The organism is Kitasatospora viridis, assembly GCF_007829815.1.
Taxonomy (GTDB): domain Bacteria; phylum Actinomycetota; class Actinomycetes; order Streptomycetales; family Streptomycetaceae; genus Kitasatospora; species Kitasatospora viridis.
Genome location: NZ_VIWT01000001.1, coordinates 1,909,656 through 1,925,174 on the forward strand (window position 1 = coordinate 1,909,656; position 15,519 = coordinate 1,925,174).

Consider the following 15,519-nt stretch of genomic DNA (forward strand, 5'->3'; position numbering starts at 1 on the left):
ATCGACAGTCCTGTCGAGCGCAGACTCTCGCACATCGGCTCCGCCGGATGCAGCGCAGGTCCCCCTGCTGGAGCGTTCCGGAACGGATTGTGCCGCAATCGTCACCTGCTGCGGCCCGACCTGACGCGCCTTCAGCCGGGTCCCGGGTCAGGCCGGCCCGGAGAGCGAGGGCAGCGCGGCCGCGCCGGGCAGACCGGCCAGGCCGGGCAGGGTGGTGCCGTGGCCGTGCCCGCGGACGAAGTCCGCGGACTGGTCGGCCTCGGCACCCTCGACGGCCAGGATCCGGTGCAGCCGGGTGGCCACCAGCAGCCGCTGCAGCTGGGCCGGCACGGCCCGCAGCACCAGCCGCCGGCCGAGCCGGCCGGCCCGCCGGTGGGTTCCCATGATCACGCCGAGCCCGGTGGCGTCCCAGGCCCGCAGTGCGGCCAGGTCCAGCACCAGGTCGCCGGTGCCCCGGTCGACCGCCTGGTGCAGGACCGCCCGGGCGTCGGCGGCGCTGCGCACGTCCAGCGCCCCGTCCAGGCTGAGGACAGCCTGGCCCTGGGCCGCCGGGTGTTCCACGATGCGCACGCTGTCCTCCTTCAGTTCCGAGGCCCCCGCCCGTTGAACCATCTGACGCCGGACCAGTGGTCCAGGTTGCTGCTTCCCCGCAGGATCTGAAGCAACTTCACTCGTCCGAGGGAATATACGCAGTACCACCTGGCACTCACGCTCGATTGCGGTGCAAATCACCCGTCCGAGCCACCCCTCGTGAGCAAACTCACGGGTCCGGCGCCGGGGTCAGCCCTGGTAGCCGTAGAAGCCCTGGCCGGTCTTGCGGCCGAGGTCTCCGGCGGTCACCATCCGGGCCATGATCTCCGGGGCCGCGAACTTCTCGTCCTGGGTCTCGGCGTAGATGTTCCGCGCGGCGTGCAGCAGGATGTCCACGCCGGTCAGGTCGGCGGTCTGCAGCGGGCCCATCGGGTGGCCGAAGCCCAGCCGGCAGGCGGTGTCGATGTCCTCGGCGGTGGCCACCCCGGACTCGTAGAGCTTCGCGGCCTCGACCACCAGGGCGGTGATCAGCCGGGTGGTGATGAAGCCGGCCACGTCGCGGTTGACCACCACGACCTCCTTGCCGACGCCCTCGGCGTAGGCCCGCGCGGTGGCCAGCGCGGCGTCGCTGGTCTTGTAGCCGCGGACCAGCTCGACCAGGCGCATCAGCGGCACCGGCGAGAAGAAGTGCACGCCCACCACCGACTCCGGGCGCTCGGTGACCGCCGCGATCCGGGTGATCGGGATCGCCGAGGTGTTGCTGCCGAGCACCGCGCCGTCCTTGGCGATCTTGTCGAGCTCGCGGAAGACGCCCTCCTTGACCTCCAGCTTCTCGAACACCGCCTCGATCACGATGTCGGCCTCGGCCGCGCCGCCCAGGTCCGTGGTGGTGGTGATCCGGGCCAGCGCGTCGGTGGCCTCGTCGGCGGTCATCCGGCCCTTGGAGACGAACTTCTCGTAGGACGCCTTGATGCCGTCCAGGCCGCGCTGCAGGGCCTGCTCGGTCACGTCCCGCAGCACCACCGGGTGGCCGGCCTGGGCGGACACCTGGGCGATGCCCGCGCCCATCAGACCGGCACCGATCACGGCGATCCGCTGGTCCCGCGTGGAAACGTTGCTCATGGCTCTGCCTCTCCCGAAGTCCGTCGGGGCGCGCTCCCACGGCGGGGTCCTCCCCGGGGAGCAGCGCCGCTCACGGCTGGGACTGTAGTGCCCGCGCGCGGGTGATGAAACGACTCCCGGATGTGATCTGCGTCGGGCCGGTCAGCGGTTCTCGCCCGGCACCCACAGCACGTCGCCGTTCTCCTTGTTGGCCACCCGGGCCAGGATGAAGAGCAGGTCGGAGAGCCGGTTCAGGTACTTGGCGGTGAGCGGGTTCACGGTGTCCCCGTGCTCCTCGATCGCCGCCCAGGTGGACCGCTCGGCCCGGCGCACCACGGTGCAGGCCAGGTGCAGGTGGGCGGCGCCGGGGGTGCCGCCGGGCAGGATGAAGCTGCGCAGCTTCTCCAACTGCCCCAGGTACTCGTCGCACCGGCCCTCCAGCCAGTCGACGTAGCCCTGCTCCACCCGCAGCGGCGGGTACTTCGGGTCCGGCACCACCGGGGTGGCCAGGTCGGCGCCCACGTCGAACAGGTCGTTCTGGATCCGCGTCAGCACGCCGACCAGGTCCTCGGCCAGCCCGCCGGTGGCGATGGCCACGCCGAGCGCCGCGTTCGCCTCGTTGGCGTCGGCGTAGGCGATCAGCCGCGGGTCGGTCTTGCTGGTCCGGCTCATGTCGCCGAGCGCGGTGGTTCCGTCGTCACCGGTCCGGGTGTAAATACGCGTCAGATTGACCATGCGGGCAGCCTACCCACTACGCGACGTTGACCCTCTGTCCCGGCGGCGCGGCCTCCAGCCAGGCCAGGAACCCGGTCAGCGCGTCCTCGCTCATCGCCAGCTCCAGCGGGGCGCCGCCGAGCAGGCAGCGCAGCACCACCGAGCCGGAGAGCAGGGCGAGTTCCTCCTGGCCCTCGGGGTAGCGCCGGCCCAGCACCTCGATCTCCCGGCGCGGCAGCACCCGCCGCGGGCGCGGGGCGTAGGAGAACACCCGGAACCACTCGATGTGGTCGCCGCTGTAGCGCCCGATACCGAAAACCCACCCCTTGCCGTCGGTCGCGGGGACCGGGGCCGAGGTGGGCTGTCCGTTCTCGTCGAGATCGGGAGTCGTGGAGGCGTCCGCGGGCATTTTCAGCCGGAAGCTGCAGTCGAACGTGCCGCCGACCCGCTGGATCAGGCGCCTGCGTACCGCGAAGGCGAGGAGTCCCGCCACTCCGAGAACCACCACCGCCGCGCACACCACAAGGGCGAGGACCACGCTCACCGACCTCCTCGCTCACTCGCCGATGCCGCTCCGCGCCGTGGCGGCCGGGCATCCCCCGTTCCCGGGCGGCCCGTCGGACCACCGGGTTGACTCTCCAACCGATACGACAGTCCCGGGGTCACGCTCGCGCGTTCCCCGGGACCGTCGGTCAAGCTCAGTTTCAGGCAGCCTTGCGGCGACCCGCGGCGACGAGGCGGACCTCGGCGCGGCGCTCGGCGTGCGCGTCACTGTCGGCCTTGGCGACCTCCAGGGCGCGCTCGGCGCGGGTGACGTCGATCTCGTCCGCCAGCTCGGCGACCTCTGCCAGCAGCGACAGCTTGTTGTCGGCGAACGAGATGAAGCCACCGTGCACGGCCGCGACGACGGTGCCGCCGTCGGTCGTGCGGATGGTGACCGGACCGGACTCCAGCACGCTCAGCACCGGGGTGTGGTTCGGCATGATGCCGGTGTCACCGGAGGCCGTGCGGGCGACAACCAGGGTGGCCGCACCGGACCAGACCTTGCGGTCGGCTGCGACCAGCTCGACGTGCAGCTCAGCCAACGTGGGCTCCTAGGCTCTTGCAACGCCCGATTACTCGGGAGTTTCGGTAAGAATAACGGGCTCGCGGCGCCGACATGAAACGCACGGCGCACAGATGACCGGAATCACAGCCACCGTGCCGTGAGGGGTGGCCCCCATCCCGTGGGGACCACCCCTCATGGTCACAGCGCCGTCAGCCGGTGCTTACTTCTTGGCCAGCTCGGCAGCGTTCTTCTCGAGGTCCTCGATGCCACCGCACATGAAGAAGGCCTGCTCCGGAACGGAGTCGTACTTGCCGTCAGCGATGCGGTTGAAGGCCTCGATGGTCTCCGACAGCGGCACGGTCGAGCCCTCGACACCGGTGAACTGCTTCGCCACGTAGGTGTTCTGGGACAGGAAGCGCTCGATGCGGCGGGCCCGCTGCACCGTGATCTTGTCTTCCTCGGAGAGCTCGTCGATGCCGAGGATCGCGATGATGTCCTGGAGGTCCTTGTACTTCTGCAGGATCCCCTTGACGCGCATGGCCGTGTCGTAGTGGTCCTGCGCGATGTAGCGCGGGTCCAGGATGCGGGACGTGGAGTCCAGCGGGTCGACGGCCGGGTAGATGCCCTTCTCCGAGATCGGGCGCGACAGAACGGTGGTCGCGTCCAGGTGGGCGAAGGTGGTGGCCGGCGCCGGGTCGGTCAGGTCGTCCGCGGGGACGTAGATCGCCTGCATCGAGGTGATCGAGTGACCGCGGGTCGAGGTGATGCGCTCCTGCAGGAGGCCCATCTCGTCGGCCAGGTTCGGCTGGTAGCCCACCGCGGAGGGCATGCGGCCGAGCAGGGTCGACACCTCGGAACCGGCCTGGGTGAACCGGAAGATGTTGTCGATGAAGAGCAGCACGTCCTGGCTCATCACATCGCGGAAGTACTCCGCCATGGTCAGCGCGGACAGGGCGACGCGCAGGCGGGTGCCCGGCGGCTCGTCCATCTGGCCGAAGACCAGCGCGGTCTTGTCCAGGACGTTGGAGTCGATCATTTCCTGGATGAGGTCGTTGCCCTCACGGGTGCGCTCGCCGACACCGGCGAACACCGAGACACCACCGAAGTTGGCGGCGACGCGGTAGATCATCTCCTGGATCAGAACGGTCTTGCCGACGCCGGCGCCGCCGAACAGACCGATCTTGCCACCGCGGACGTACGGGGTGAGCAGGTCGATGACCTTGATGCCGGTCTCGAACATCTCGGTCTTGGACTCGAGCTCGGAGAAGTTCGGCGCCTTGCGGTGGATCGGCCAGCGCTCGGTGACCTCGGCGTTGAACGCCACCGGGTCGGTGTTCAGCACGTCGCCGAGGGCGTTGAAGACCTTGCCCTTGGTGATGTCGCCGACCGGCACGGAGATCGCCGCACCGGTGTCGGTGACCTGCGCGCCGCGGACCAGGCCGTCGGTCGGCTGCATCGAGATGGTCTTGACCAGGCCGTCACCCAGGTGCTGGGCGACCTCCAGGGTCAGGGTCTTCTTGCCCGAACCGTCGGGGTTCTCGGCCTCGACGTGCAGGGCGTTGAACATGTCAGGAATGGCGTCGACGGGGAACTCCACGTCGACGACCGGGCCGATGACCCGCGCGACGCGGCCCGTCGCCGTGGTCGGCTCAACAGTGGTGGTCATTCTCATTCGCTCCCCGCGCTAGCGTCGGCCAGCGCGTTGGCGCCACCGACGATCTCGCTGATTTCCTGGGTGATCTCGGCCTGACGGGCCGAGTTGGCAAGCCGCGTCAGCGACTTGATGAGCTCGCCGGCGTTGTCGGTCGCGCTCTTCATCGCACGGCGGCGAGCCGCGTGCTCGGAGGCGGCCGCCTGCAGCAGCGCGTTGTAGATCCGGCTCTCGACGTACCGCGGCAGCAGCGCGTCCAGGACGCCCTCCGCCGACGGCTCGAAGTCGTACAGCGGGAAGATCTCCGCCTTAGCCGGGCTGTTGTCGCTCAGCTCGACCTCGTCCAGCTTGAGCGGCAGCAGGCGCGCGTCCGCGGCGGTCTGCGTCAGCATCGAGACGAACTTGGTCGACACGATGTGCAGCTCGTCCACCGTCTCGGCCGTGAAGGCCTCGATCAGCGTGGCCGAGACCGTCTTGGCGTCCTGGTAGGTCGGCTTGTCCGAGAAGCCGGTCCACGAGTCGGCCACCGCGAGGTTGCGGAAGCCGTAGTACTGCACGCCCTTGCGGCCCGTGATGTACGCGACGACCTCCTTGCCCTCCGCCTTCAGACGCTCCGTCAGCACGAGCGCCTGCCTGATGGCGTTGGTGGAGTAGCCGCCGGCCAGACCGCGGTCCGCCGTCACCAGCAGGACCGCGGCCCGCTTGGCGTTCGGGTTCTCGTGGGTGAGCGGGTGCTTGGCGTTGGACCGGGTGGCCACCGCCGTCACCGCCCGGGTCAGCTCATCGGCGTACGGAGTGGAGGCGGCCACCGCGCGCTGCGCCTTGACGATGCGCGACGCGGAGATCATCTCCATCGCCTTGGTGATCTTCTTCGTCGCGGTGACAGAGCGGATCCGGCGCTTGTAGACCCGAAGCTGTGCTCCCATGGGTCGTTACGTCCTTTCCCTCGCTACCGGACTCAGGCCTGCTCGGAGAGCAGCTTGCCGTCGGCCGTGGTGAAGCCCAGCTTGAAGGACTCGATCGCGGCGGTCAGCGCGTCGATCGTGCCGTCCTCCAGCTTCGAGGTCTCGACGATGGCGGCGAGCAGGTTCTTGTGCTCGATCCGCAGGTTGTCGAGGAACTCGCGCTCGAAGCGGCGGATGTCGGCGACCGGGACGTCGTCCAGCTTGCCGGTGGTGCCGGCCCAGATCGAGACGACCTGCTCCTCGACCGGGAACGGCTGGTACTGACCCTGCTTCAGCAGCTCGACCATGCGGGCACCGCGCTCCAGCTGCGACTTCGAGGCCGCGTCCAGGTCGGAACCGAAGGCGGCGAAGGCCTCCAGCTCGCGGTACTGGGCGAGGTCCAGGCGCAGCCGGCCGGCGACCGACTTCATGGCCTTGATCTGGGCGGAGCCACCGACGCGGGAGACCGAGATGCCGACGTTCACGGCCGGGCGGATGCCGGCGTTGAACAGGTCGGACTCCAGGAAGCACTGGCCGTCGGTGATCGAGATGACGTTGGTCGGGATGTACGCCGAGACGTCGTTGGCCTTGGTCTCGATGATCGGCAGACCGGTCATCGAGCCGGCGCCCAGCTCGTCGGAGAGCTTGGCGCAGCGCTCCAGCAGGCGGGAGTGCAGGTAGAAGACGTCGCCCGGGTAGGCCTCGCGGCCCGGCGGACGGCGCAGCAGCAGGGAGACGGAACGGTAGGCCTCGGCCTGCTTCGACAGGTCGTCGAAGATGATCAGGACGTGCTTGCCGGCGTACATCCAGTGCTGGCCGATGGCCGAACCGGTGTACGGGGCGAGGAACTTGAAGCCCGCGGGGTCGGAGGCGGGAGCAGCCACGATGGTGGTGTACTCCAGCGCGCCGGCCTCCTCCAGGGCGCCGCGGACGGCGGCGATGGTGGAGCCCTTCTGACCAACGGCGACGTAGATGCAGCGGACCTGCTTCTGCGGGTCGCCGGAGCGCCAGTTGTCCTTCTGGTTGATGATCGTGTCGATCGCCACCGCGGTCTTGCCGGTCTGGCGGTCGCCGATGATCAGCTGGCGCTGGCCGCGGCCGATCGGGGTCATCGCGTCGATGGCCTTGATGCCGGTCTGCATCGGCTCGTGCACCGACTTGCGGACCATGACGCCGGGGGCCTGCAGCTCCAGGGCGCGGCGGCCCTCGGCGGCGATCTCGCCCAGGCCGTCGATCGGGTTGCCCAGCGGGTCCACCACGCGGCCGAGGTAGCCCTCGCCGACCGGAACCGAGAGGACCTCGCCGGTGCGGTGGACCGTCTGGCCCTCCTCGATGCCGCCGAACTCACCGAGGATGACGACACCGATCTCACGGGTGTCGAGGTTCTGGGCGAGGCCGAGGGTGCCGTCCTCGAACTTCAGCAGCTCGTTGGCCATGACCGAGGGCAGGCCCTCGACCTTGGCAATACCGTCCATGGCCTCGGTGACCGTGCCGACCTCTTCACGCGAGGCGGCGTCCGGCTGGTACGACTGGACGAAGTCGGCCAGCGCGTCCCGGATCTCCTCCGGCCGGATCGTAAGCTCCGCCATCAGGCTTCCCTGCTCTCCTAGGTTGCGATCCTCGGCCCGCCCAAGGAGGGCCGCAAGTATTCGATCCTCGGCCGGTGCTGTTGGACCGGCCGTACGTATGTGCCGGCTGCCCCGTGGGATGGGACCGGCGCCCGACCGAGGGTCGGATGTGCTGTGCGGTTGGCTCAGCCTTCGAGGGCCTGGCGAGCGCCTTCGAGGCGGCTCGACACGGTGCCGTCGATGATCTCGTCGCCGATCGACACCCGGACACCGCCGACGACCTCGGGGTCGACGTCGATGTTCAGGAGCACCGCGCGGCCGTACAGCTTGGCCAGCGCGCCGGAGAGGCGCTGCTTCTGACCGTCGCTGAGCGGGACCGCGGTGGTGACCAGCGCGACCACGCGGTCACGGCGGTCGGCGGCGAGCCGGGCGTAGGACTCCAGGCCCTGTTCCAGGCTACGGCCGCGGGGGTTGGTGACCAGCGAGGTGACCAGACGGACGGTGCCCGCCAGGGCACGGCCGCCGAGCAGCTTGGTGACCAGCTCCGCCTTGGCGGTGCCGGAGGCCTTCGGCTCGGTCAGCGCCGCCCGCAGCTCGTGCGAGCCGCCGACGATCCGGCCGAACCGGAAGAGCTCGTCCTCCAGGTCGTCGAGGCGGCCGGCCTTGTCGGCGGCGATCACCTCGGCGTAGGCGGACAGCTGCTCGATCGCGTCGACCAGGTCGCGCGCGCCCGACCAGCGGGCCCGGACCAGACCGGCGACCAAGTCGGCGGTCTCGCCGGAGACCTGACCGGCCAGCAGCGAGGTGACCAGCGAAGCCTTGTCCTGGCCGGACCGCGAGGGGTCGGTGAGCACCCGGCGCAGCGAGACCTCGCGGTCCAGCAGCGCGGTGACGGCGCTCAGCTCCTCAGCCAGCTTGGCCGTGTCCACCGAGGTGTTGTCGGTCAGGCTGTCGAGGTTCTCGCGGCCGGCGGCCAGGGCCTCGCGGCTGGCGCCGATCACTTGGCGACCGCCGTGTTCGCGGCGGCCTTGGCCTCCAGGTCGTCCAGGAAGCGGTCGATCACACCGCTCTGCCGGGCGTGGTCCTCAAGGGACTCGCCGACGATGCGGGAGGCCAGCTGCGAAGCGAGCGAACCCACGTCCTGGCGCAGGGCGGCGGTCGCCTGCTTCTTGTCGGCCTCGATCTGGGCGTGGCCGGCGGCGACGATGGCCTCGCGCTGACGCTGGCCCTCCTCGCGCATCTCACCGATCAGGGCAGCGCCCTGCTCACGCGCCTGCTCGGTGATCCGAGCCGCCTCGTGACGCGCCTCGGCCAGCTCGGCGCGGTACTGCTCAAGGAGGGCCTGAGCCTCGGCCTGTGCGGCGTCGGCGCGCTCGATGCCGCCCTCAATCAGGTCCCGGCGCTCCGCCAGCGTCTTCTCGATGCTGGGGAGGAGCTTCTTGCCGAGCAGACCGAAGACGATGAAGAAGCAGATCAGGCCGATGACGAGCTCAGGGCCCTTGGGGATCAGAGGATTGAAGTCCTCAGAAGCCACCAGGTGCATCGCGAGCGACATATCTGGACCTTCCGTCGAGTCTGTCGGACTTACTTGCCGAAGACGAACGGCATGACGATGCCGATGAGCGCGAGCGCCTCGGTCAGCGCGAAGCCGATGAACATGTTGGAGCGGATCAGGTTGGTGGCCTCGGGCTGGCGGGCCATCGCCTGGACGCCGTTGCCGAAGATCAGACCGACGCCGATGCCGGGGCCGATGGCGGCGAGACCGTAGCCGATGGACGCGACGGAACCGTGAACACCGGCGGTGTCGGCGAGGAGAGCGGACATCTCAGCTAGTCCTTTACGGGGTAGAGATACCGGTGGTGGTTGGCCACCGGGGGTTCGTGGGCAGCCGGAGCTGCGGGGATCAGTGCGCCTCTTCGAGCGCGCCGGCGATGTAGCTGCTGGCCAGCGTCACGAAGATGTAGGCCTGCAGGAACTGCACCAGCAGCTCGAAGGCGGTCAGGCCGAGGGTCACCACGAAGGACGTGGTGCCGTACAGCGCACCGAGGCTCGGGCTCAGCAGGTACCAGGTCGCCACGGAGAACATCACGATCAGCAGGTGACCGGCGAACATGTTGGCGAAGGCACGGACCGCGAGCGTGAACGGCCGGACGAAGATGTTCGAGAAGAACTCGATCGGCACCAGGATGAACATGACCCAGCCGGGCACCCCGGACGGCCAGCAGAGGTTGCGCAGGCCGCCGACGAAGCCGTGCTTCTTGAAGGTCAGCGTCATGTAGGTGAGCCAGCAGACCAGCGCCAGGCCGGCAGGCCAGCCGATGGTCGCCATGACCGGGTACTGGGCGAGCGGGATCACGGACATCATGTTCATGATCCACACGAAGAAGAAGATCGAGACCATCATGGGCGTGTACTTCTCGCCCTTTTTGCCGATGTTCTCGAAGACGATCGCCCGCTTGACGAAGTCGTAGCCGATCTCGCCGACCAGCTGCAGCTTGCCGGGCACGATCTTCGGCTTGGCGAAGGCGGCCCAGAAGAAGACGATCACCAGCAGCGCGCAGATGAACGACAGCAGCATGGGCTTGTTGAAACCGAAGCTGCCGATCTTGAAGATCGGGTCGAACTGGAACTCGTTCAGGCCCGGCGCCGGGAAGCCGCAGCCGGAGAACAGGTGGCAGCCCCCGGAGGCAAGCTGCGTGAGCTGGCTAGCACTCACCACGGACTCCTTCGTCGTGACGCATGGTTACGGCAACCTCGGTGTGTCGGCGCGGCGCGGAGCCACGTAGCGGCACTGGAACTAGTTGGGTTTCTCGGGGACCCGGCGCGCCGCCACGTCGTGTCGGCGCGGGATCTGTCAAGACTGCGCGGGTTCGGGGGGCGATCCGTCCGGTCGGTGAGCACTCACCGTCCGGCGGGACCAGGCCGCTTCCCGTACTCCGTTGTTGCGACGGACGATAGCAGCCTGTCAGGAGCGCATAAACACCGCCCCCCTCGCGAGGGGGACAGCCAGGGCGACTCACTGTTGACGCCCCGGCTTCACCTGTTCGTCGGGCTTGTCGTCGTTCTGCACGTAGAACTGCTTGGCCTTCAGGTGGGTGCGCACCTGCCCGCCGCTCCAGATGAAGACGCAGCCGAGCAGGGTGAAGGCGAACACCTTGGTGTTGAAGAGCGAGGTGTCCTTGAAGACCGCGAGGACGATGCCGACGAGCAGGATCTGGGTCGTGTACACCAGCAGCGCGACAGCCATCATGAGCTGCGGGTTGTTCCTGGTCAGGCGGTCGAGCGCGATCTGACCGGAGGCGAAGAAGACCATCACCAGAGCGGCAGCGAAGGCGGCACCGATGGCCCCCTTGCTACCTGCCACCGCTGCGGCGATCGCGGTGGCGACAACGCCGGCGACCGCGGTGGGAATTGCGGCGCCGCGGATGGTCCGGGCGTCGTGGGACGGCATGTCGGCATCTCCGGCGGCATGTCGAGGACGGGGGAGCACGGGGAACGAGGGTAGGGCACCGGTGCGGGGACACCGGCCCGAGCGGGTTGGCCACGATACCGGCCGTCGCACGGGCCGGGCTCGTCGAACAAGACCCGATGGGGACGGAAGTCCTTCACCACTGGGTCTTTCGGCGTGCTCTCGGTACTCGTGAACGGTATCACAAACTATTTGATGAGAGCTTTACCATGAACGTGTGGTACCTGTCACACCGAAGGAGCAAGCGTGCCGCCGAACGGGTGAAGCAATCGGAGCAAGGGAGTTGACGCTCCCTCAGCACGTGCCGCGGGTCAGTTGCGGCGGTGCTCGCCGACGGCGTGCGCGCCGGTGCCCATCCGGTCCAGCAGCTCCTGGTCACCCGCCGACAGCTCGGCCATCGGGGCGTCCGCGGCGGCGCGCGCGGTGCGCAGCCGCACGGTCGGCTGCTCCTCCCCCGCCAGCACCGCGTGGGCCTCGACCGGCGCGGCGGCGGTGCCGCGGGCGGCCCGCGCGCCCTTGCGGTAGCGCGGCGGCACGAAGGCCTGCACGGCGCTCGGCGCCTTCGGCCGGAACCACGGCAGCAGCAGCACCACCAGGCCGACCAGGCAGAGCCCGGCGCAGGCCAGCACCACGGTGCGGCCGGTGTTGGTGACCGAGATGCCGACGGTGCCGAAGGCGATCAGCGCGGCCCAGAAGTACATGATCAGCACGGCCCGGCTGTGCGAGTGGCCGATCTCCAGCAGCCGGTGGTGCAGGTGCTTCTTGTCCGCGGCGAACGGCGAGCGGCCGGCCCAGCTGCGCCGGACCACGGCGAGCACCAGGTCGGCCAGCGGCAGCGCGACCACCGCGAGCGGCAGCAGCAGCGGGATGTAGATCGGCACCAGGATGTGGGTGGTGGCGGTCTGCGAGCCGGCCTGCGCGGTGATCAGGTCGGGGTCGACGCGCCCGGTGATCGAGACGGCGGAGACGGCGAGCATCAGGCCGAGCATCATCGAGCCGGAGTCGCCCATGAAGATCCGGGCCGGGTGCAGGTTGTGCGGCAGGAAGCCCAGGCACATGCCGATCAGCAGCGCGCTGAACAGCACCGAGGGCGCCGCGTCGCTGATCTGGTAGACGTACCAGAGCCGGTACGAATAGAGGAAGAACGCGATGCCGGCGATGCAGACCATGCCGCCGGCCAGGCCGTCCAGGCCGTCGATGAAGTTCACCGCGTTGACCATCACCACCACCAGCGCGACGGTGATCACCATGCCCAGGGTCGGGCTGAGCGCGACCGGGCCGACGCCGGGAACCGGGATCGAGATCACCGTGATGCCCTGGTAGACCATCACACCGGCGGCGATCATCTGGCCGCCGAGCTTCACCAGCGCGTCCACGCCCCACTTGTCGTCCAGCACGCCGAGCACCCACATGATGCCGACACCGGACAGCAGCGCCTTGATGTCCGAGGACGAGCCCTCGTTGAACACCCGCCCCAGGTTGGTGAGCCTGGAGGCCACCAGCAGCCCGGCGCAGAGCCCGCCGAACATCGCGATGCCGCCGAGCCGCGGGGTCGGCTCGCGGTGCACGTCGCGGGCCCGGACCGGCGGCATGGCCCCGGCCCTGATCGCGAACTTCCGCACCGGCCCGGTCAGCAGGTAGGTGACCGCGGCGGTGCTGAACATGACGAGCAGGTACTCACGCACCGCCGTGCTCCTTCCGCGCGCGCGTCCGGGGGCGTGCGGGAGCTGCGCCCGCACGGGCAAGGGGTTCGAGGTGCGTCGCCACGGACCCCACCTTATTGAGTCGGACGAGCGGGACGTGCATCGCGGTTCGCTCTACCGGGCGCCTTTCACCGACTCCCCACGGGCCAGCACCCGCACCCGGGCCGCCACCGGCCCCGGTTCACCCCCGCTGAGCAGCGCACCGATCAGCTCGCCGACCTCGCCGAGCTCCGCCGGCCCGAGGCCGAGCGCGGCGGCCGCACCGGTGCCGAGCCGGATCCCGGAGGTCTCGGCGGCCGGCGCCGGGTCGAACGGCACCGCGCACTTGCCGAGCATCAGCCCGACCGCGGCGCACCGGCGTTCGGCCTGCGCGCCGGTCAGCCCGAGCGGGCCGACGTCGGCGGTGACCAGGTGGGTGTCGGTGCCGCCGGTCAGCGGGCGGGCGCCGGCCCGCTCCAGGCTCGCGGCCAGGGCGCGCGCGCCGTCCACCGCACGCCGGACGTACGCGCCGAACTCCGGCGTGGCCGCCTGCGCGAAGGCGACCGCCTTGGCCGCCACCTCGTTCATCGCCGCCCCGCCCTGGGAGAACGGGAAGACCGCACGGTCCACCCGCTCGGCCAACTCCTCGGTGCACAGCAGCAGCCCGCCGCGCGGCCCGCGCAGCAGCTTGTGGGTGGCGGCCACCACCACGTCCGCGTAGGGCACCGGGGAGGGCGCCGCGCCGGCCGCGACCAGGCCGGTGACCTGTCCGGCGGTGGCGATCAGGCAGGCGTCCACCTCGTCGGCGATCTGCCGGAAGGCGGCCCAGTCGGGGTGCCGCGGGTAGGAGATCGAGCCGGCCACGATCGCCTTCGGCCGGTGCCGGCGGGCCAGTTCGCGCACCTGGTCGAGGTCGATCAGCCCGTCCTCCTCGCGCACGCCGTAGCCGATCACGTCGAACCAGCGGCCGGAGAAGTTGGCCCGGGAGCCGCAGGACAGGTGGCCGCCGTGCTCCAGCGACATCGCCAGCACCGTGTCGCCCGGCCGCAGCAGCGCCGCGTAGGCCGCCAGCATCGCCGAAGTGCCGGACCGGGGTTGGACGTTGGCGTGCTCGGCGGCGAACAGTGCGCGGGCCCGGGAGATCGCCAGCAGCTCGGTGGCGTCGGCCACGGCGCAGCCGGTGTGGTGCCGGTGGCCCGGGTACCCCTCGGCGTACTTGTCCACCAGCGGGCCGGCCAGGGCCTCCCGCACCGCGGCGGTCGCGATGTTCTCGCCCGCCAGCAGCTGCAGTCCGCCGGCCCGTCGTTCGGCCTCCGCCGAGAGCAGGTCGGCCAGTTCGGGATCGGCGGTGCGCAGGGCCTCGGCGGGCACCCAGCCGGTCTGCGCGGCATCGATGACGGTCATGGCGGCGCTCCGGGGCTGTGGGCGGTGGAGCCCAGCCTAGGACCGGGTGGGGGCGCTGTCCTGGGGACGCGGGCCCGGTACGCCCGTCAGGGCGGTGAGCACCGGGTCGAGCGCGTCGAATATCTCCTCGCCGCAGTGCCGGAACATGCCGATCGGCGCGCCGTAGGGGTCGTCGACCTCGTCGCTGTCGGGGCTCACCGAGGGCCGCCAGCCGCGCAGCGCGGCGGCCGCGCGGACCAGGGCGCGGGCCCGCTCGGTCACCTCGGCGCCCTGCCCGACGGCCGGCAGGGTGGCCGGGTCTATCAGCCGCACCAGGCGGGTGAACTCCTTGAGCGTGAAGGTGCGCAGGCCGGCCGCGTGGCCCATGGAGATCACCTGGGCCCGGTGGTCCAGGGTCGCGGTGAGCACCAGGTCGGCGTCCACCACGTGCTCGTCGAGCAGTTCCCGGCCGGCGAAGTTGCCGCTGTCCACCCCGTACTCGTCCAGCACGGTGGCGGCGTGCGCCTCCATCGGGGCGCCCTCGTGGCCCCAGGTGCCGGCGCTCTCCACGCTGATCCGGCCGGCCGCCCGCACCGGGAGGCGGGTGTCCAGCGCGTGCCGGGTCAGCCGCTCGGCGATCGGCGAGCGGCAGACGTTGCCGGTGCAGACGAAGAGGATCTTGAAGTTGTCGGCGTGGCGCGGCGGCACCGGGCGGTACAGCACCGCCGGGTGCGCCGGCGCCGGGCCGGGGTGGAGCGAGGTCCTCAACTGCCGGCCTCCAGGTCGGGGACGACCTCCCTCAGCTGCTCCAGGGTGACCGCGCCGGCGCGAAGCAGCACCGGGGTCTTGCCGGTGACGTCGACGATCGAGGAGGCCTGGCCGTGCTCGGTCTTGCCGCCGTCCAGGTAGACCGCGACCGAGTCGCCCAGCTGGTACTCGGCGTCCTCGCAGTCGGCGGGGGCCGGCTGGCCGCTCTTGTTGGCGCTGGAGACGGCGAGCGGGCCGGTGGTGTTGAGCAGCTCGATGGCGACCGGGTGCAGCGGCATCCGGACCGCGACGGTGCCCCGGGTCTCCCCCAGGTCCCAGCGCAGCGACGGCTGGTGACGGGCCACCAGGGTCAGCCCGCCCGGCCAGAACGCGTCGACGAGCTCCCAGGCCTTTTCCGAGAAGTCGGTGACCAGGCCGTGCAGCGTGGTGGGCGAGCCGACCAGCACCGGGGAGGGCATGTGCCGGCCGCGGCCCTTGGCGGCGAACAGGCCGGCCACCGCCTCGGCGCTGAAGGCGTCCGCGGCGATCCCGTAGACCGTGTCGGTCGGGAGCACGACCAGTTCACCCCGGCGGATCGCCGAGGCGGCCTCGCGCAGCCCGGTCGCCCGGTCGCCGGCGTCGGAGCAGTCGTAGCGGCGGCTCATCGGTGCACTCTCCTCG

General features: G+C 70.4%; 17 protein-coding genes. All 17 read right to left on the minus strand.

The genetic code is table 11. The features are described 5' to 3' along the window. Positions 1-147: 147 nt before the first annotated feature. The 17 genes from FHX73_RS08410 to FHX73_RS08490 all read right to left on the minus strand — a co-directional run bounded on the left by FHX73_RS08410 (position 148) and on the right by FHX73_RS08490 (position 15,503). Entirely contained in the window at positions 148-561 is a 414-nt protein-coding gene (locus tag FHX73_RS08410) for an STAS domain-containing protein (RefSeq protein ID WP_246213793.1), read from the minus strand. Positions 562-780: 219 nt separating this feature from the next. Next, complete coding sequence (locus FHX73_RS08415; RefSeq protein ID WP_145904394.1) at positions 781-1,653, minus strand: 3-hydroxyacyl-CoA dehydrogenase family protein; 873 nt, start codon at positions 1,651-1,653, stop codon at positions 781-783. Positions 1,654-1,794: 141 nt separating this feature from the next. After that, positions 1,795-2,367, minus strand: a complete 573-nt coding sequence (locus FHX73_RS08420; RefSeq protein WP_145904395.1) for a cob(I)yrinic acid a,c-diamide adenosyltransferase — start codon at positions 2,365-2,367, stop codon at positions 1,795-1,797. A gap of 16 nt (positions 2,368-2,383) precedes the next feature. Beyond that, complete coding sequence (locus FHX73_RS08425) at positions 2,384-2,884, minus strand: DUF2550 domain-containing protein (protein ID WP_170304874.1); 501 nt, start codon at positions 2,882-2,884, stop codon at positions 2,384-2,386. Between the two features lie 166 nt (positions 2,885-3,050). Further along, a complete protein-coding gene (locus tag FHX73_RS08430) occupies positions 3,051-3,431 on the minus strand; it encodes a F0F1 ATP synthase subunit epsilon (protein ID WP_145904397.1) in 381 nt (126 codons plus the stop codon). 183 nt (positions 3,432-3,614) lie between these two features. Then, a complete protein-coding gene (gene atpD / locus FHX73_RS08435; protein ID WP_145904398.1) occupies positions 3,615-5,060 on the minus strand; it encodes a F0F1 ATP synthase subunit beta in 1,446 nt (481 codons plus the stop codon). A gap of 2 nt (positions 5,061-5,062) precedes the next feature. After that, positions 5,063-5,971, minus strand: a complete 909-nt coding sequence (locus FHX73_RS08440) for a F0F1 ATP synthase subunit gamma (protein WP_145904399.1) — start codon at positions 5,969-5,971, stop codon at positions 5,063-5,065. A 32-nt stretch (positions 5,972-6,003) separates the two neighbouring features. Next, positions 6,004-7,578, minus strand: coding sequence for a F0F1 ATP synthase subunit alpha (gene atpA, locus FHX73_RS08445; protein ID WP_145904400.1), 1,575 nt, complete (start codon positions 7,576-7,578; stop codon positions 6,004-6,006). 164 nt (positions 7,579-7,742) lie between these two features. Continuing rightward, on the minus strand, positions 7,743-8,558 hold the full coding sequence (locus tag FHX73_RS08450; protein ID WP_145904401.1) for a F0F1 ATP synthase subunit delta: 816 nt from the start codon (positions 8,556-8,558) through the stop codon (positions 7,743-7,745). Next, positions 8,555-9,112: a F0F1 ATP synthase subunit B gene (locus FHX73_RS08455; RefSeq protein ID WP_145904402.1), complete on the minus strand. Its 558-nt coding sequence runs from the start codon at positions 9,110-9,112 to the stop codon at positions 8,555-8,557. The genes FHX73_RS08450 and FHX73_RS08455 overlap by 4 nt, the downstream gene beginning before the upstream one ends. A gap of 29 nt (positions 9,113-9,141) precedes the next feature. After that, a complete protein-coding gene (atpE, locus tag FHX73_RS08460; protein WP_145904403.1) occupies positions 9,142-9,381 on the minus strand; it encodes an ATP synthase F0 subunit C in 240 nt (79 codons plus the stop codon). Positions 9,382-9,460: 79 nt separating this feature from the next. Further along, a complete protein-coding gene (atpB, locus tag FHX73_RS08465) occupies positions 9,461-10,273 on the minus strand; it encodes a F0F1 ATP synthase subunit A (protein ID WP_145904404.1) in 813 nt (270 codons plus the stop codon). 300 nt (positions 10,274-10,573) lie between these two features. Next, positions 10,574-11,008 (minus strand): Cg1360 family ATP-synthase-associated protein, encoded by a 435-nt coding sequence (locus tag FHX73_RS08470; protein ID WP_145904405.1) that lies wholly within the window; start codon positions 11,006-11,008, stop codon positions 10,574-10,576. A 329-nt stretch (positions 11,009-11,337) separates the two neighbouring features. Then, positions 11,338-12,711, minus strand: coding sequence for a glycosyltransferase family 4 protein (locus FHX73_RS08475; protein WP_145904406.1), 1,374 nt, complete (start codon positions 12,709-12,711; stop codon positions 11,338-11,340). Positions 12,712-12,843: 132 nt separating this feature from the next. Further along, complete coding sequence (locus FHX73_RS08480) at positions 12,844-14,112, minus strand: serine hydroxymethyltransferase (protein WP_145904407.1); 1,269 nt, start codon at positions 14,110-14,112, stop codon at positions 12,844-12,846. A 36-nt stretch (positions 14,113-14,148) separates the two neighbouring features. Then, positions 14,149-14,814 carry an arsenate reductase/protein-tyrosine-phosphatase family protein gene (locus FHX73_RS08485; protein ID WP_425461433.1) on the minus strand — a complete coding sequence of 222 codons (666 nt, stop codon included), beginning with the start codon at positions 14,812-14,814 and terminating at the stop codon, positions 14,149-14,151. A 41-nt stretch (positions 14,815-14,855) separates the two neighbouring features. Continuing rightward, positions 14,856-15,503, minus strand: coding sequence for an L-threonylcarbamoyladenylate synthase (locus FHX73_RS08490; RefSeq protein ID WP_145904408.1), 648 nt, complete (start codon positions 15,501-15,503; stop codon positions 14,856-14,858). Between the last annotated feature and the right edge of the window lie 16 nt (positions 15,504-15,519).